The organism is Peptacetobacter sp., from assembly GCF_029264495.1.
In the GTDB taxonomy this organism is placed as follows: Bacteria; Bacillota; Clostridia; order Peptostreptococcales; family Peptostreptococcaceae; genus Peptacetobacter.
This window is the reverse complement of sequence record NZ_JARIBH010000081.1, coordinates 23273-40865: the sequence shown is the minus strand read 5'-3', so window position 1 is coordinate 40865 and position 17593 is coordinate 23273. Positions and strand designations below refer to the sequence as shown.

General features: G+C 24.7%; 16 protein-coding genes. 15 read left to right on the top strand and 1 reads right to left on the bottom strand.

Features of this window, described 5'->3' with window-relative positions:
- The first annotated feature begins 15 nt into the window (after window positions 1–15).
- The 12 genes from Q1J78_RS08105 to Q1J78_RS08050 all read left to right on the top strand — a co-directional run bounded on the left by Q1J78_RS08105 (window position 16) and on the right by Q1J78_RS08050 (window position 13305).
- Window positions 16–1461: a J domain-containing protein gene (locus Q1J78_RS08105; RefSeq protein ID WP_300276154.1), complete on the top strand. Its 1446-nt coding sequence runs from the start codon at window positions 16–18 to the stop codon at window positions 1459–1461.
- A gap of 23 nt (window positions 1462–1484) precedes the next feature.
- Complete coding sequence (locus Q1J78_RS08100; RefSeq protein ID WP_300276152.1) at window positions 1485–2990, top strand: hypothetical protein; 1506 nt, start codon at window positions 1485–1487, stop codon at window positions 2988–2990.
- A gap of 59 nt (window positions 2991–3049) precedes the next feature.
- Window positions 3050–4141: a hypothetical protein gene (locus tag Q1J78_RS08095; RefSeq protein WP_300276150.1), complete on the top strand. Its 1092-nt coding sequence runs from the start codon at window positions 3050–3052 to the stop codon at window positions 4139–4141.
- Window positions 4142–4351: 210 nt separating this feature from the next.
- Window positions 4352–5236 (top strand): alpha/beta hydrolase, encoded by an 885-nt coding sequence (locus tag Q1J78_RS08090; RefSeq protein WP_300276148.1) that lies wholly within the window; start codon window positions 4352–4354, stop codon window positions 5234–5236.
- 50 nt (window positions 5237–5286) lie between these two features.
- Complete coding sequence (locus tag Q1J78_RS08085; RefSeq protein ID WP_300276146.1) at window positions 5287–6042, top strand: copper homeostasis protein CutC; 756 nt, start codon at window positions 5287–5289, stop codon at window positions 6040–6042.
- A gap of 175 nt (window positions 6043–6217) precedes the next feature.
- Complete coding sequence (gene glpK / locus Q1J78_RS08080) at window positions 6218–7714, top strand: glycerol kinase GlpK (protein WP_300276143.1); 1497 nt, start codon at window positions 6218–6220, stop codon at window positions 7712–7714.
- Between the two features lie 44 nt (window positions 7715–7758).
- Window positions 7759–8556 carry an ABC transporter ATP-binding protein gene (locus Q1J78_RS08075; RefSeq protein ID WP_300276141.1) on the top strand — a complete coding sequence of 266 codons (798 nt, stop codon included), beginning with the start codon at window positions 7759–7761 and terminating at the stop codon, window positions 8554–8556.
- Window positions 8546–10483: an ABC transporter permease subunit/CPBP intramembrane protease gene (locus Q1J78_RS08070; RefSeq protein WP_300276139.1), complete on the top strand. Its 1938-nt coding sequence runs from the start codon at window positions 8546–8548 to the stop codon at window positions 10481–10483. The genes Q1J78_RS08075 and Q1J78_RS08070 overlap by 11 nt, the downstream gene beginning before the upstream one ends.
- Window positions 10484–10770: 287 nt before the next feature.
- Entirely contained in the window at window positions 10771–11136 is a 366-nt protein-coding gene (locus Q1J78_RS08065) for a GntR family transcriptional regulator (protein ID WP_300276137.1), read from the top strand.
- Between the two features lie 3 nt (window positions 11137–11139).
- Entirely contained in the window at window positions 11140–11841 is a 702-nt protein-coding gene (locus tag Q1J78_RS08060; RefSeq protein WP_300276135.1) for an ABC transporter ATP-binding protein, read from the top strand.
- Window positions 11835–12596: a hypothetical protein gene (locus tag Q1J78_RS08055; RefSeq protein WP_300276133.1), complete on the top strand. Its 762-nt coding sequence runs from the start codon at window positions 11835–11837 to the stop codon at window positions 12594–12596. The genes Q1J78_RS08060 and Q1J78_RS08055 overlap by 7 nt, the downstream gene beginning before the upstream one ends.
- Before the next feature lie 28 nt (window positions 12597–12624).
- Window positions 12625–13305 carry a hypothetical protein gene (locus Q1J78_RS08050; protein ID WP_300276131.1) on the top strand — a complete coding sequence of 227 codons (681 nt, stop codon included), beginning with the start codon at window positions 12625–12627 and terminating at the stop codon, window positions 13303–13305.
- A 101-nt stretch (window positions 13306–13406) separates the two neighbouring features.
- Here the strand turns inward: Q1J78_RS08050 and mnmL are convergent, their stop codons facing one another.
- Window positions 13407–14378, bottom strand: a complete 972-nt coding sequence (gene mnmL, locus Q1J78_RS08045; protein ID WP_300276129.1) for a tRNA modification radical SAM protein MnmL/YtqA — start codon at window positions 14376–14378, stop codon at window positions 13407–13409.
- Between the two features lie 139 nt (window positions 14379–14517).
- On the opposite strand from mnmL, the gene Q1J78_RS08040 reads away from it, so the two are divergent.
- The 3 genes from Q1J78_RS08040 to Q1J78_RS08030 all read left to right on the top strand — a co-directional run bounded on the left by Q1J78_RS08040 (window position 14518) and on the right by Q1J78_RS08030 (window position 17530).
- Window positions 14518–15186: a Dph6-related ATP pyrophosphatase gene (locus Q1J78_RS08040; protein ID WP_300276127.1), complete on the top strand. Its 669-nt coding sequence runs from the start codon at window positions 14518–14520 to the stop codon at window positions 15184–15186.
- Window positions 15187–15227: 41 nt separating this feature from the next.
- Complete coding sequence (locus Q1J78_RS08035) at window positions 15228–16040, top strand: MerR family transcriptional regulator (RefSeq protein ID WP_300276125.1); 813 nt, start codon at window positions 15228–15230, stop codon at window positions 16038–16040.
- 107 nt (window positions 16041–16147) lie between these two features.
- Window positions 16148–17530, top strand: coding sequence for an MATE family efflux transporter (locus Q1J78_RS08030; RefSeq protein WP_300276123.1), 1383 nt, complete (start codon window positions 16148–16150; stop codon window positions 17528–17530).
- Window positions 17531–17593 lie beyond the last annotated feature (63 nt).

Below are 17593 nucleotides of genomic sequence, written 5' to 3'. Positions count from 1 at the left end.
AATAAGGAGAATTCGATGAAAAATTTATATAAAATATTGAATATAAATATAAATTCAAGTAAAAAAGAAGTAAAAGCACGGTATTTTAAATTAGTTAAAAAATACTCGCCAGAGAAAAATCCTGAAAAATTTGTTGAAATAAGAGAAGCATATGAAATATTAATGGATTCTAAATTAAGAGAAGAGTATAATTTTAAATTACAAGAAGAATTAGAAAAACAGAATATGCAAATAAAAAAATTAGAAAAAGAAGCAGATGAATTAAGCTTAAATGCTGAGTATGAGAAAGCCATAAAAATTTATAAAAAAATTTTAAAAATAAATTATTCAAAAGAAAGTATCAAAAGTAAATTATCAACTGTTTTAATAAAAAACAATAAGTTTAAGGAAGCAGAAGAAATATTAAAAGAATTATTAAAAGATAGTGATAAATTAGAATATAATATTAATTTAGCAGAAATGTATTACATGAAAAAAGATTATGTAAATGCAGAAAAATATATTTTAAAAATAAAATCATTAAAGAAAGAAAATGAAGATATAAATTTAATGCTAGCTAATATATATGCTGAGAATGGAGAATATCTTAAATTAGAAAATATTATATATGAATTTTTAGATAAATATGAAAATAATTTTAAAATATTTAGGTATTCTCTAATATTAATAGATAACTATATGTATAAAGGAAATGAATATAAAATACAGTACTTACTCGAAAAAAATTTAAATAGAGTATATAAGAATTCAAATATAAAAGATTATGTTATAAAAGAATCAATAAGATTAGCATATAAATTATATTATGAAAATATGTTTGATGCATTTACTATTATATCAGACAATTTAAATAGACTGGGAAATAGAAATTTAGAAGGAATATTACTTATAGAAAAAAATAATGATTTTGATAAAAAAAATGAATTATTTAGATTGCTTGAAGATAAGGATATAATGGATATTTTAAAAGAACCTATTATTTTTAACTTTATTAAGTATAAAGAGGAACTATTTAAAGTAAAAAAGAATGAAAATATAAATGAAATAAAAAATTGTATAATCAATGACCCAGAGAAAATATTAATTTCTGTAGAGAAAATAAGAGAAAATTATACTAATTTATACAGTATGATTGATAAGATTTATATAGCTATAGAAAAATTTGCAAATAATAGCATTAATTATAAAAAAGATGACTTTGATTTTAAATTAAAATATGAAGAAAAAGATAATTTAGCTAGTTATGATTTTGATGAATTAAAAATAAAATATGAAGAAAAATTATTGACATTAAAAGAAAATTTATCTAAAAATTTAATAGATAGAAAAGAAAATTTTGTTATTGGAGTAGAAAAAAAGATAGACGATATGAAAAATAAATCTATCTACGAGATGATTGAAGAGATAAGCCCAAGTTTTATCAATAAGATTGAGGGATTTATTAAGAAAAACAGAAAATAAATTTATAGAAAGGAATGTTATATTTGGAAAAAGAGAACAGTAAAATAAAAAATGGAAAATCATTAGAACCATTAAATGATTCAAAGAGTTTAGAAAAAGAATATTTATTAGAACTTAACAAGGAAGAGGATAATTTATGTAGAAAAATAGAACAAGAAAAGAAGGAATATGAAGAATTTATAAGAAAAGTCAGAAAATATTCAGATAATTTAGATGATAAAATAGAGTATATAAAAAAAAATACCGACAAAGAAAAATATATAATAAAGGCTTTTGAAGAGATAATAACTGAAGAAGAAAGGAAAAATAAAAGAATAAGTATTAATTTAATAAATGATTATTTGAATTTATTCAAAGAAAACAAAGTTAAATTAAAAAAAATAGAACAATTAAAGTCTGATAAGTATCAATATCAAGAATTATTCTTATTAAAAATAGCAGAAATAGAAATAGAAAATATAGAAAATGGAATAATTAGCCAAGAATATCTTAATGAAAAGATAAAATATATATTAAGTATACTTGGGCAAGCGGAACTTATTTCAGAAAAAAATGAAACTAAATTATATTTAGTAGAGATTTATAGATTATTGAGTAAATTGTATGAAATAGATACTAAAATTAAGGATAAAAATAAATCTATAAAATACTTAAATAAATATAAAAAATTAAAAAAAGAAATAAAAAAAAATAAAAATAAGCCAACACAAAATGTTATTAAAAATTTAGAAAAAGAGAATAATAGTTCTGTAAATGAAATAAAAAACGAAAAATTAAAAAAATATAGCAAGGATAAATGGGTAAAAGCTTCTATATTTGTAGTAATAGTACTATTGGTATTAAATGTAGGTATATATACAGTCAATGCTAGAAATTTAGAAATTCCAATAATTAATAACAATGATAATGATAGTATATCTGATATGGATGACTCTTTAAACCATATAGAATCAGAAAATCCCCCAAAAGAGCGAGTGCTAAATAAAAAAAATGATAAAAAAGTTCCTAAAAACCCTGAAAAAAATAGTAGTAAAACAATATCTTCAAGACCAACAGTGAAAAAGTCACTTCCAACAAGATATAGTGAATATGGAGACTATGATCCAGATACTCAAGAGTATTTCATGGAAATAGAGGATTTTTTAACTCAATATTACATAGATTATGAAAAAGCGGTTTCAAATTCTGACTATTCTTATGTTAGTAGAGATTTAGTAGATGATGGTCAATTATCAAAAGAATTGAAAATATCTATACCTAGATATAAAAATAAGAGTGTTTATGTAAAACATTTTAGTATATATAATTTTGATTTATATGATAATGAAGCTAGTTTTAATCTAGATACAGTATATGTTATAGATAATGAAAGGATACAGATAGAAACCCAAAGAATGACAGTTTACTATGATTATTATAATCAATGTTGGCTTATAGATAATTATACTGATTGGGATATTATATACAAACAAGATTACAATCCAGATGAAGATTACTTTGACTTTACAAATTATAGAGATTATTTCTAGAAAAATCTAAAAATAAATATATAATCAATATTAATTAAAAAGAGAAAGTGGAAATTATAATGAAAAATAAAAGCACATTGATGACAATTTTGGGTATACTTGTAATTTGTCTGTGTATTATGTTAGGAATAAACTTAAAAACATATATAGAAAATAGAGAAAAAAATAGTATAAGACCAATATTAAAAAGCCAAGAAACTTTAGAACCAGAAATAAAAGAAGCGATAAATAAACTATACAGAATAACTGGAGATAATAAAGAAAGAGTTGTTTATAAATATAATCCAACTAAAAATTATATAATGGAAGATTTTATAAAAAAGAATTATTATGTATTTAATGTAATAGATGCAGATAAAGATGGTCAAATTACAAATATTAGAAAGTGCAATTATTTAGTGAATAAAAATACAAATGATACAAATATTTATTTTGCTGGAGGGCAAATGAATATATTAGAAAATGAAAATAGTTGGAAAGTAAAAGAAGAATATAAATCATATTTCTATGAAATGAAACCAGAAATAAAAAAAGCATACGAACGGATAGGAAATACATTAAGTGATACAGTGAAAGAGAATTATTATAAATATGAGTATAGTCCAGAACTAGAGGAAATAGGGAATAAAAAATATAATTTAAATGATGAATACTATGTATTTTCGGATTATAATTTAGATGAAAATGCTGTACCTAGTGAAGAGGGAGATGTTGATTTAGCTGTTAAAAAGAAAAATATGGAAGTTTATGAATTTTCTATAGCTGCATATCCTAATAATTACATATTACCTTATGGAGATGAAAATTTAGGTCTTGAAAATTGGCAAATAGAATGCAAAAAAATACACGATGGAATGTGCTCTACGGCTGAAGAACATAATAATGTAGGCAAGGAGATAAGTGTAGAAGAAGCTAAAAAAATATTATATGCTAAAATTGGAGACAATAGTCTTACTTTTGACTATGATTATGCAAAGCAGAGTAATTATCTAATGTCACTAGATAAATACGAATACTATAAAAATAATTATTATATATTTTGTGTTGTAGATGATTTAGGAGATATGTGGGATATAAATTTTCTTGTTAGAAAATCGGATAAAGCAATATTTGAGTTTTCTCCAGGTATGACAGAACCACAACTATATTAAATAAAAAGTACTATCATATTAAGCATTTTATATGTTTAATGATAGTACTTTTTTATATTAAAAACTAATTATATAGATATAAAAATAGTATTTTTTATCTATTAAGAAGAAAAGTATATACTTATGTGTAAAAATTTTCAATCATATTGAAAAAAAATATAGATTAAGTTAAACTATAATAATGAAATAGAGATATATGGAGGGAAAATTATGCATAGCGATAAAAGCTCAAAAATAAGAAAGAAAAAGAAAAATGAAAAGCAATATGATACTTTTAGCTTGACTATGGAATTAAATAGACCTTTAATAACAGAAGAAGAATTAAAAAAACAAAATGAAGAAAAACAATATCAGAAGAAAAGAAAATTAAATAAAAATATATTTAAAGTTTTAGCTTGTATACTTATTATAGTAGTTATAGGTACATTTGCTTGGTTATCAAATTCATATGAACCACAAGATATAGCCAGAGAAAATCTAATTTCTAATAATGAAGTATTTGTAGAAGAAGGGGATGTTACAAAATTTATACCTAAGGAAGTGATATCTGATACAGGGATTATAATATATCCTGGTGCTAGAGTTGATGTAAAAGCATATTCACCGCTTGCAAATAGACTAGCACAAAAAGGATATAAGGTATTTGCAGCAGATATGCCTTTTAATATGGCTATTTTTTCATCTCATAAAGCAGATAAAATAATAGAAGATAATAAAGATATTAAAGATTGGATAATAGTAGGACATTCTTTAGGTGGTTCTATGGCTACCAAAGCAGTTGAAACAAATAATAAGATAAAAGGTATTGTTTATTTAGCATCATATCCATCAAATGATAAAATAAAATTAACTGATGCAAAAGTTCTATCAATATGGGGAAGTAAAGATGGGGTTATAAACTTTGAAAATTTAATAAAATCTAAAGATTTTTTACCTAAAGATACTAAATATGTAGAAATAGAGGGTGGTAATCATTCGGATTTTGCAGATTACGGACTTCAAAAAGGTGATAACAAAGCTATAACTTCAGAAAAAGAACAGTTAAATATAACAGTAGAGAGCATATCTGATTTTATAAAAGATAAAATTAATTAGAAAATAATTATTATAAATTATAAAAATAAAGATTATTTTAGGAGGAAAAAATGAAAGATTATATACTAGAATGTTGTGTAGATTCAGTAGAATCAGCTATAGAAGCGGATAAAGGTGGAGCAGATAGAATAGAGCTTGCTGCCAATTTAATAATAGGAGGAACTTCACCAAGTATAGCTTTATACAATGAAATAAGAAGACAATCAGATATAAAGATATTTGCATTATTAAGACCAAGATTTGGAGATTTCCATTATACAGAAAATGAATTTAAAATTTTGAAAGAAGAAGTTGCTATGTTTAGAGAAGCAGGAGCAGATGGAGTTGTTATAGGATGTCTGAATACTGATGGAACATTAGATGTGGAAAAAATGGAAGAATTAATTAAAGAAGCAGGAGATATGCATGTTACATTACATAGAGCTTTTGATATGACAAAAGATCCATTTGAAACATTAGAACTAGCAAAAAAACTTGGCATAAAAACAATATTAACTTCAGGTCAAAAAAATAATGCTAGAGAAGGTAAAGAATTAATAAAAGAATTAGTTGAAAAAGCAGGAGAAGATATAGAAATTTTAGTTGGAAGTGGAGTTAATGCAGAGGTTATAAAAGAATTTTTAGAAGATACTAATGCAACATCTTATCATATGTCAGGAAAAATAAATTTAGATAGCAAGATGGAATATAGAAAAGAAGATGTTAGTATGGGACTTCCTATGATGAGCGAATATACAATATGTCAAACAAGTTCTGAAAAAATAAGAGAAGCTAAAGAAGTTTTAAATAGTGCTTTAAATAAATAAAGTATATTATAAATATAATAAAAATCCGTAGTCATAAAGCTATGGATTTTTTTGTATATTAATTAATAAAAAATTTTAATAGTATTAACACAGAAGTTCTAAAAATGGTTATAATAATTTATATAAAGAATTTAGGATAACAAATTATTTTGCAATTTATTTGGAGGAAATAGAAATGGATAAAAAATATATAATGGCTCTTGATCAAGGAACAACAAGTTCAAGATGTATAATATTTGATAATAAAGGTGAAATAGTTAAAATTGCACAAAAAGAGTTTGAACAGATATACCCAAAACCAGGATGGGTAGAACACGATGCTATGGAAATTTGGGGTTCTCAAAGTGGTGTTATGAGAGAAGCTGTTGATGCAGCAGGAATTGAACCAGAAGAAATAGCCGCAATAGGAATAACAAATCAGAGAGAAACAACAGTAGTATGGGATAAGAAAACAGGAAAACCTATATATAATGCTATAGTTTGGCAGTGTAGAAGAACATCAGAAATTTGTGATGAACTAAAAGAAAAAGGACTAACAAATAAAATAAAAGAAAAGACAGGTCTTATAATAGATGCATATTTTTCAGCTACAAAAGTAAAATGGATTTTGGATAATGTAGAAGGTGCGAGAGAAAGAGCTGAAAAAGGAGAATTACTTTTTGGAACAGTAGATACATGGCTTATATGGAAGTTGACAGGTGGAAAAATTCATGTAACAGATTATTCAAATGCATCTAGAACAATGATGTATAATATAAATACTTTAGAATGGGATAAAGAAATTTTAGAAGAATTAAATATACCAGAAAAAATGCTACCAGAGGTAAAAGAATCTAGCTGTGTTTATGGATATACAGATTCTGGGTTGTTTGCAGATGTAAAAATACCAATATCTGGATGTGCAGGAGATCAACAATCAGCATTGTTTGGACAAAATTGTTTTGAGGAAGGAACTGCAAAAAATACCTATGGAACAGGATGTTTTTTATTAATGAATACAGGTGAAAAATTAGTAAAATCAGAAAATGGACTTCTTACAACTATTTCTTGGGGAGTAAATGGAAAAGTAGAATATGCCTTAGAAGGAAGTATATTCATGGGGGGAGCATCTGTACAATGGCTTAGAGATGAGCTTAGAATGATAAAGACATCTTCTGATAGTGAAAAATACGCATCTAGAGTAGAAGATACTAATGGAGTTTATGTAGTTCCAGCATTTACAGGACTTGGAGCTCCATATTGGGATATGTATGCAAGGGGAGCAATAGTAGGTCTTACAAGAGGAGCTAAAAAAGAACATATTATAAGAGCTACTTTAGAATCTATAGCATATCAAACAAAAGATGTACTAGAAGCAATGCAAAATGATTCTGGAATGGAATTAAAAGCTTTAAAGGTAGATGGAGGAGCTAGTAATAACAACTTTTTAATGCAATTCCAATCAGATATATTAAATGTTAAAATAGATAGACCTAAAATAGTAGAAACTACAGCTTTAGGTGCAGCATATCTTGCTGGATTAGCAGTAGGATTTTTCGAGAGTAAAGAAGATATAAAGAAAAAATGGATTTGTGATAGAGAGTTTTCACCAAAAATGGATAAAGAAAAAAGAGAAAAAAATTATAAAGGTTGGAAAAAAGCAGTTCAAAGATCTTTTGCATGGGAAGAGTAATCAATAATAAATTTCAACTTTTATTTTATTAAAATGGAGGAATTATGATAGAAGTTACAAATCTAAGTAAGGTTTTTACAAGGATTATAAGTACTGGAAACAAAAAATTATTTGGCAAAAAAGAGAAAGTAATAGAAGAAGAATTTTTAGCAGTAAATAATATTTCTTTTAAGGCAGAAAAAGGAGAAATAATAGGAATACTAGGCCCTAATGGAGCAGGAAAGACGACACTTCTTAGGATGTTAGCTGGAATTTTAACACCAACATCGGGAGATATAGAAATTTGTGGATATAATTATAATGAAGATAAGAATCTTGCAAAAAAAGAAATAGGTTATTTATCTGGAAATACAAGATTATATGGAAGATTTTCTCCAAGAGAAATAATGACGATTTTTGGGAAAATGTACGAAATGGATGAAAAAAGTATAAAAAATTCTATAGAAAGAATTTCAAATATAATGAATATGGATGAATTTATAGACAATAGGATAGAAAATCTTTCAACAGGTCAAACTCAAAGAACATCTATTGCAAGATGTCTTATACATTCTCCAAGTGTCTATATATTTGACGAACCTACATTAGGTCTTGATATTTTAAGTAGTAGATCAATAATAGATTTTATGATAAAAGAAAAGCAAGAAGGAAAAACAGTTTTATATTCAACTCATTATATGAAAGAAGCAGAAACATTATGTGATAGAATACTTTTAATATATGAAGGAAAAATTATTGCTGAAGGAAATCCAAACGATCTTATGAAAAATACAAATTCAAAATCTTTAAGGCAAGTTTTTATAAAATTAGCAGAAAAAGAGGTGACTTTGTATGAGGATTAAGATAATAAAAGAAATATTTAAAAAAGAAGTATTAGATATAGTAAGAGATAGAAAAAGTATTTTTATGATGCTTGTAGTTCCAGTGTTGTTATATCCTATAATAATGATGCTTCTTATGGGTGTAATGAATACATCTGTAAATAAAATGACATCTGAAGGTATTAAGATAGGTTTTTCATCAAAACCATCAAAAGAAATTTTGGAAATAATAGATGTTGAGAATCAAAAAAGAGAAAAAGAAGCATATTTAGGGAATATAAAAGTAGAAAACAATGTTAAAAATTATAAGCATAAATTAGAAAAAGGCGATATAGACGCATATATAGATAATTCTTCATCAAAATCTGATTATAAAGTGTATATAAATTCAGCATCAGATGAATCTGGAATAAAGTCAAATACTATCTTTAGTATAATGAATAAATATAAAGTTAAAATGTCTGAAAAAGAAATAGAAAAATATAATTTAAATAGTGAAAAAATACTAGAACCAATAAAATATAAAAAAGTAGATATAACAAATAATGCTAAAAAAGTTGGAATTTTACTAGGACAAGTTATACCATTTGTACTTATAATAGGGGTTTTATTTGGTTGCATTTACCCAGCTATAGATGTTATGGCAGGAGAAAAAGAAAGAGGAACATTAGAAACATTGTTCTCTCTACCAATTTCTAATATGGAACTTGTAATAGGAAAGTATCTAGCTGTATCTATAAGTGCTATTTTAACCTCAATATTGAATATAATTTCTATGAGCTGTACTTTAGGATATTTTATGAAAGCAAAATCAATATATGATTTATCTGAAATAAAAATAAATTATACATCTTTAGGAGGCTCGATATTTATTACAATAATAAGTATTATATTATTTGCAATGGTTGTATCAGCACTAGCTATGTGTATTTGCTCATTTGCAAAAACTTTTAAAGAAGCACAGAATTATATAACACCACTTATGCTTATGATAATGGTTCCTGCATATATATCTATGATACCTAACATATATTTAAATAGAATAACTGCTACAATACCAGTTATAAATATATCACTGCTTATTAAAAGTGTACTTTCCTTAAATACAAATATGAAAATGGTCGGATTAGTATTTATTGTAAATCTAATATTTGTATTTATATCACTTGTATTATTATCAAAAATTTTCAATTCAGAGGATATTTTATTTGGAGAAAAAAGAAATTTCAAATTGATTCAAAGTAGAAGCAGTATGAAAAAAGGAAGTATCCCTGGAATAAGTGATGGGATATTAGTGTATGTATTAGCATTTTTATCTCTACTATATATATCTCCTATTTTAATGATGAAAATAGGAATATTTGGAAATACAATAAATCAAATAATATTAGCTATGATACCTATACTTGTAGCTATTTATATAAAGGCAGATTTTAAAAAGATATTCAGTATAAATAAAATAAAAATAATAGATTTTATCAGAGCAGTTATTACTTGGATAATAGGATTAATTTTGATGAGTTTATTAACTGGAATTTTGATAAAAATATTCCCAGAACAAATTGAAGTATCAAAAGAATTAAATAATATAATAAAATCAAGTGGAAATATTGTAACACAAATATTGTTATTTGCTGTCACACCTGCTATATGTGAAGAAATACTTTTTAGAGGATTTATATTTGCTGCATTTAGAGATAAAAAAACATTTGGTGAAAATGATGAAAAGTATATTGCATTTGCAATAGTTACATCTGGAATATTGTTCGGAATAATGCATCTTGATTTTATAAGAATAATACCTACATCTATTTTAGGTATGATAATGGCTTATAATGTATATAAATCAAAATCTATCTTTTCTTCAATGGGAATACATTTTTTAAATAATTTCATGTCAGTAGTAGCTGTAAATATTACTACAACAGCTATTATATGTCTAATATAAATAAATCAAAATTTAATTTATAAATATGCATATTAGTATATACTAGAAAATCTCAAAGTTTTTACTTTGAGATTTTTTTATAAGGTTAAATTTATAGTGGATTTATTTTAATTTAGATATATTTTTTAAAAGATTTTTAGAATTTATTTATTTAATAAAGTAATAGAGTGAGAAAAAATTGGAATTTAAATAATTTTTAAAAAGTAAAAATAAATATTGAAAAAAATAAAACTATATAGTATTATTGTATTAACAACTTAATACAATAACTTTAAGGAGGGATATATATGAGTTGGGAATTTGATAATAATAAACCCATCTATATTCAACTTGTAGACAGCCTTAAGATGAAAATAGCATCTGGAGAATTTGAACCAGGGTCAAAAATGTTTACAGTAAGAGCCTTAGCAGCAGAAGCTGAAGTTAATCCAAATACTATGCAAAGAGCACTTTCAGAGCTTGAAAGAGAGGAATTAATGTATAGCCAAAGGACTAAAGGAAGGTTTATTACAGATGATATAGAAAAAATAAATAATATGAAAAAGAAAATGGCTAATGAAAAAATAGATGAATTAAAATCATTTCTTATGGAATTAGGATATGATGAAAAAGAAATTATATCATTAGTTTCTGAAAATATGAAGGGAGAATAAATTATGAATAACAGTATTGTAAAACTTGATAATGTAGTTAAAAAATACGGTAAAAAAGAAGCGATAAAGGGAATTAGTTTAGAAATACCAAAGGGTAAAATTGTTGGACTTTTAGGACCTAATGGTAGCGGAAAAAGTACAATGATAAAAATGTTAAATGGATTACTTCAACCAGACTGTGGAAGTATAGAAATAAATGGAATGAAACCATCTATAGAAACAAAAAAAATTGTTTCTTACCTTCCTGAGAGAACATATTTAAGTGAATGGATGAAAATGAAAGATTTATTAACTTTCTTTAATGATTTTTATGATGACTTTGATATAGAAAAAGCAGAAAAAATGATAGAGGCTTTAGATATAGATATAAATCAAAAGATAAAAAGTATGTCAAAAGGAACAAAAGAAAAAGTTCAATTAATACTTGTTATGTCGAGAAATGCAGATTTATACATATTAGATGAACCTATTGGAGGGGTAGATCCAGCAGCTAGATCATTTATAATGAAGACAATTCTTCAAAACTTTTCAGAAGAAAGTACACTTTTAATAGCTACACACTTAATAAATGAAATAGAAAATATTTGTGATGAGGTTATTTTCTTATCATACGGAGAAATAAAATTACAGGGTAATGTAGATGAGATAAGAGAAGAAGAAGGAAAATCAATAGATGCCTTATTTAGGGAGGAATTCAAATGTTAGGAAAACTTATAAAATATGAATTTAAATCAACAATAAAAACTTTTTTAGGTATTTACCTTAGTATGTTAGTTACAGGATTATTGATAGGAATATTTAATGTTGCAAATATAGAAGAAGGAACAGCTCTAGCGATATTTGTATTCTTTGGATTATTGGTAGCTTTATTTGTATTAACTATAACAATTATTATAAAAAGATTTAAAGATAACTTATTTGGAGATGAAGGTTACTTGATGTTTACTTTACCAGTTAGTGCTAAAAAAATAGTAATATCTAAATTAATAGTGTCATTAGTATATATAATAATAAGTGTTTTAATAGTAATAGCTACATTTATAATAATGGTAATACCATCTGTTAATGAAATTAATAATTTAATACAACTTGGAAATGAAATAAAAACTTCTTTAATAGTAAATTTAGTTACTAAAAGAGAGTTAATATTAAATACAATATATATGTTTATAGTTAGTTTAATAGGATACATTGAATTTGTATTAACAATATATCTTTCATTATCAATTGCTCAATTAAAACCATTCCAAAATCATAGAAATTTATTTTCAATAATATCTTTCTTTGTTATAAATTTAATAGTATCAACAATAGGAAATAATATAAACAAAGTATTTGGAACAATGAGTATATCAGCAAATACGGAAATACTAATAACAATAGTTCTAACATGTATATGCAGTTTAATCTTATTTATACTTACATCTTACATACTTGAAAAAAAATTGAACTTGGAATAAAAAATATATAAATAGGAGATGAAATGTAATGAAAAAAATAACCACACTTTTAATTATTTTGACATCACTAATCTCTCTAGTTGGATGTAGTGGAGAAAAAGATAAGTTTATAGGAAATAGAATTGCAAATAATGATGAATTTATACTTGATTATGAATCTTTTAATGGATCTAATAAACATAATCTAGAATTAAAAAAAGGTGATACAATAGAAAGTAGAATAGATAATAAAAAAGGTAAGATAGATGTAAAAATACTTAAAGAAGGAAATAAAACACCTATTTATGAAGGGAAAAATATACCTATTTCAAAATTTAGTGTTGATGTTGATACAGATGGATTATATGAAATAAATGTAATTGCAAAAAAAGCAAAGGGAAGCATAAGTTTTAAAAAAATAGAAAATGAAAATAGAATTTCTGACAAAAATAAAAAAATTTATGTAGATGATGAATATTTAGACGAAGAAGATCAAAAAGATATAAAAGAATTATTAAATATGGTTGGTATAAAAAACAATGATGAAATAGAATTATTGGTAGATAGTGATGAAAAAATAGAAGTCAAAGTTTTTAAAAATGGTGGAAAAGAAAAAGTGTATAAGTTGAAATTTCCAAAAGCTAAAAGTGATTTAGAAAATGGTACATATAGAATAAAAATAAATGATAATAATAAAGATGATTTATTAAGTATTGAAAAAATAAAATAAAAATAAACCCTACTTGTCTGAGAAATCAATCAAGTAGGGTTTTAATTTTTTAAGATTTAAAAATTTTAATACTATCTATAAAATTTTATATTTTATTAAAGTTATTTACAATTTTTAAAAATATCATAATTAGGTTTTACATATTTAGAACCTTGGAAAGTACCTCTTCTTTTCATCTCATCATCAATCCGATTTAAAACTTCCCATTTTTTTAAACTCCAAAGAGGTGCTAAAAGTTCATCTCTTTTACCATCTCCTGTAAGTCTATGAATAATCATTTCTTCAGGTAGTATTTCAAGTTGGTCACAAACTAAATTTATATATTCCTCTTGCTCTAGAGGAGTTATAAGACCTCTTTCTAAAAATTTCCGAAGAGGAGTATCTTTTATAACATGAAGAAGGTGAATTTTTATACCATCAGCACCCATATCGGCAACAGCTTTAGTAGTTTGCATCATCATTTCTTTATCTTCACCAGGTAAACCATTTATTATGTGAACAACAGTTTTTATATTTCTATCTTTTAATTTTTTAAATCCATCTAGGAAATCTTGATAAGAATGACCTCTATTTATCAGTTTAGCTGTTTTATCATGTATTGATTGTAATCCTAACTCAACCCAAAGGTTAGTTCTTTCATTAAGTTCTGCTAAATAATCAACAACATCATCTGGTAAACAGTCAGGTCTTGTGGATATAGAAAGACCAATAACATCATCAAATTTTAAAACAGTTTCATATCTTTCTTTTAATACTTCTAAAGGAGCATATGTATTTGTGAAAGCCTGAAAATAACCAATGTATTTTGCATTAGGCCATTTTTTTAGCATCATAGATTTTATTTCATCAAACTGTTTTTTTAAACTGTCTTTTGGATCTCCAGCAAAATCTCCAGAACCTTCTCTACTACAATATATACATCCACCATATCCTAAAGTACCATCTACATTAGGGCATGTGAATCCTGCATTTAAAGAAACTTTAAATACTTTTTCCCCGAATCGTTCTCTTAAATCATAGTTCCATGTATGATATCTTTTATTTTTATCAAAAGCATATTTGAATTTATCCATAATAATTTCCTTTCCAATTTCTTATATCAACTAATGACATAATAACATATAAAGGGATACAAATGAAGTTGTTATGTTAAAGTTTAATAGTATATAATTAATATATTATTATTTAATTGAAGAATGGAAGGTAGTATATATGAATAAAAAGTTTGTTACTTCGTTTAGTGGTGGAAAAGATTGTATGTTATCTACATATATAATGCAAGAAAGAGGATATATTTTGGATTCTATGATAATAACTGTAAAAGAAAAAAACTCTTGGACTCATGGAATAAGTATGGAAATGATAAAAAAATATGAAGACGTTTTTGGAATAAAAATATACCCTATAATATGTAATATGAATAATTATGAGCAAGAATTTGAAAATACTTTAAAGAGAATAAAAAAAGAAAGAGATTTGGAAATTTGTGTATTTGGAGATATAGATATAAAAGAACATTTAGAGTGGAATAAAAAAAGATGTAAAAATTCAGGAATGAATGCTATTATGCCTCTTGAAAATGCAGATAGAGAAAAAACAGTTAATAAATTTATAGAAAGTGGATTTAAAGCGATTATAAAAAAAGTAAATTTAAATTATTTAGATGAAAGTTTTTTAGGAAGAGAGTTAAATTTAAAGACAATAGAAGATATAAAAAGATATGGAGAAAAAAATAATATAAATATAGATTTATGTGGAGAAAATGGAGAATATCATACTATAGTAGTAGATGGTAAAAATTTTAAAAAAGCAATAAATTATAAATTAGGGGAAATAAGTAGAGAATATCAATCTGCTTTAATAGACGTAAAAATATTATAAAAGTGTAAAAATATTATAAAAGTATAGAAAAGGTGGAATATATGAAAGATTATTATAAAATAGGAGAAATATCAAAAATTTATGGATTTGGAAAAGATTCTTTAATATACTATGAAGAACTAGGAATTTTAAAACCAGATAGGGATACAAATGGATATAGAATGTATAGTATACAAGATATATATCGCCTTAATTTAATAAAAGAACTAAAAGGTCTTGGATTTTCTATGAAGAAGATAAAAGAATATCTTGAAAATAGAACATTGAAAACAACCGAAGAAATATTAAATGAAGAATTGAGTTTGACTGAAATTAAAATAAAGGAGCTAATTTCTCAAAAGAATAATATAGTAAATAGATTAAAGTCCATAAATGAATCTAAAAAAATTACTGATTTTGAAAATGTAGAATTAAAATATATAAAAAAAAGAAAGGCAATTGAATTAAATGCAAATATAACTAGAGATGAAGAGTTTGATTTTTGTGTGCAAAAATTACAAAATGAATATGAAGGAAGATTTGACATTTTAGGAAATAATAATATAGGTTCATTTTTTTCTGAAGATGCTTTAAAAAAAGGAATGAATAATGTATTTAAGTCTGTATTTTGTCTTTTGGATGAAGATGAAGAAATTTATAACATAACTTTGGAAGAGGGATATTATGCTACGTTTAAATATAGAGGGGAATATGATGAAAATTATAAACATTTAAAAAAAATAGAGAAATTTATAAATGAAAATGATTTATTAGCTATAGGAGCTCCTCTAGAAATTTATAAAATAGATATTCATGAGACAGGTAATCCAGAAGAGTTTGTTACAGAAATTCAAGTTCCAGTAAAAAAATTATAAAGATACTTAAAATTTTAATAAAAATTAAAAAAATTTATGAAATCTATTGACTATAGTATAGTACTATAGTTTATTCTTTTAATTAAGAAGAGAGGAGAGTAATAAAAATGGATTCGAAATTGTTATACGATGAAAAAATAACACTAAAAGCAAAATTTTTAAGGTATGTTATACCATCAGTAGTTTCAATGTGGGTATTCTCACTATATACAATGGTTGATGGGATATTTGTAGCTAAAGGAGTAGGGGAAACAGCTCTTGCGTCTGTAAATATATCTATGCCTTTTATAAATTTTATATTTGCATTATCTTTAATGTTTTCAACAGGAGCATCTACAATAATAGCAGTTTATCTTGGTAAAAAAGATATAAAATCTGCAAATAAGGTATTTTCTTTAAATACAGCAGTTATAATAATTCTTTCATTAATTATAATGGGAGTTGTATTAATTAATTTGGAAAAAGTAGCGACATTTTTAGGGGCTACTGATTCTACAATGGAATATGTCAAACATTACTTAGGAATAATTGTAATATTCAATGGATTTTTCATGGTATCTTATTCATTAGAAGTAGTTATAAAAACAGATGGATTTCCTGTATTAGCTACTTGTGGAGTTATAATCTCTGCTCTAACAAATGTTATACTAGACTATTTATTTATAATGGTATTTCATTGGGGAGTTCAAGGAGCAGCTATTGCAACAGGATTATCGCAAGTATTTTCAACTGTATTTTTCTTAATTCACTTTTTAAGAAAAAATTCAACATTAAACTTTTCAAGATTTAAATTTGATTTGAGAGAACTAAAGAAGATAGCATTTATAGGAATACCAGATTCAACAACTGAATTAAGTTGTGGTATAGTGGTTATGCTTTTCAACCTAAATATAATAAAATATATAGGTGAACAAGGTGTTGTATACTATAGTATTATAAATTATGTTAATACACTAGTTCTTATGACTATGATGGGTGTAGCACAAGGTATGCAGCCACTTGTTAGTTTTTACTTTGGAGCGGAAAACTCTAAAAATATGAAAAAATTATTTAAAATGTCAGCGGTTGTAGCGATTATTGCCTCTATAGTATTTGTTATAGTTTGTCATATTGTACCAGATTTTATAGTAGGTCTATTTATAGATCCATCTGAAAAAAATATTTTTGAAGAAGGTATAAGAGTTTTACAGATTTATTCATATTCATTTGCTTTTATGGGATTGAATGTTATAATATCAGCATTCTTTGTTTCTGTAGAAAAACCTTCAATAGCAGCTGTAGTTTCGTTAGGAAGAGGATTTTTCTTAATATTAGCTTCATTATATATTATGATTGCGATACTTGGTGGAGAAGGAATATGGTATTCTGCAATTCTTTCAGAAGGAGTTTGTATGATAATTGCAATACTATTATTCAAAACAAAAATAAGAACAGTCTATGAAGGAATGAAAGAATTGAAGGATAAAAAAGAATTCTTAAAAACTTGTTAGTATATTTATAAAATATAGTCAAATAGATATAATATATATATCATATTGTAAAAGTGTGTTAGA

What these genes read in the sequence shown, in the direction of transcription:
- Q1J78_RS08030 (WP_300276123.1), top strand. Translation starts at nt 16,148, where the DNA reads ATGGATTCGAAATTGTTATACGATGAAAAAATAACACTAAAAGCAAAA.
- Q1J78_RS08050 (WP_300276131.1), top strand. Translation starts at nt 12,625, where the DNA reads ATGAAAAAAATAACCACACTTTTAATTATTTTGACATCACTAATCTCT.
- Q1J78_RS08095 (WP_300276150.1), top strand. Translation starts at nt 3,050, where the DNA reads ATGAAAAATAAAAGCACATTGATGACAATTTTGGGTATACTTGTAATT.
- Q1J78_RS08060 (WP_300276135.1), top strand. Translation starts at nt 11,140, where the DNA reads ATGAATAACAGTATTGTAAAACTTGATAATGTAGTTAAAAAATACGGT.
- Q1J78_RS08065 (WP_300276137.1), top strand. Translation starts at nt 10,771, where the DNA reads ATGAGTTGGGAATTTGATAATAATAAACCCATCTATATTCAACTTGTA.
- glpK (WP_300276143.1), top strand. Translation starts at nt 6,218, where the DNA reads ATGGATAAAAAATATATAATGGCTCTTGATCAAGGAACAACAAGTTCA.
- mnmL (WP_300276129.1), bottom strand. Translation starts at nt 14,378, where the DNA reads ATGGATAAATTCAAATATGCTTTTGATAAAAATAAAAGATATCATACA.
- Q1J78_RS08090 (WP_300276148.1), top strand. Translation starts at nt 4,352, where the DNA reads ATGCATAGCGATAAAAGCTCAAAAATAAGAAAGAAAAAGAAAAATGAA.
- Q1J78_RS08070 (WP_300276139.1), top strand. Translation starts at nt 8,546, where the DNA reads ATGAGGATTAAGATAATAAAAGAAATATTTAAAAAAGAAGTATTAGAT.
- Q1J78_RS08085 (WP_300276146.1), top strand. Translation starts at nt 5,287, where the DNA reads ATGAAAGATTATATACTAGAATGTTGTGTAGATTCAGTAGAATCAGCT.
- Q1J78_RS08105 (WP_300276154.1), top strand. Translation starts at nt 16, where the DNA reads ATGAAAAATTTATATAAAATATTGAATATAAATATAAATTCAAGTAAA.
- Q1J78_RS08035 (WP_300276125.1), top strand. Translation starts at nt 15,228, where the DNA reads ATGAAAGATTATTATAAAATAGGAGAAATATCAAAAATTTATGGATTT.
- Q1J78_RS08040 (WP_300276127.1), top strand. Translation starts at nt 14,518, where the DNA reads ATGAATAAAAAGTTTGTTACTTCGTTTAGTGGTGGAAAAGATTGTATG.
- Q1J78_RS08075 (WP_300276141.1), top strand. Translation starts at nt 7,759, where the DNA reads ATGATAGAAGTTACAAATCTAAGTAAGGTTTTTACAAGGATTATAAGT.
- Q1J78_RS08055 (WP_300276133.1), top strand. Translation starts at nt 11,835, where the DNA reads ATGTTAGGAAAACTTATAAAATATGAATTTAAATCAACAATAAAAACT.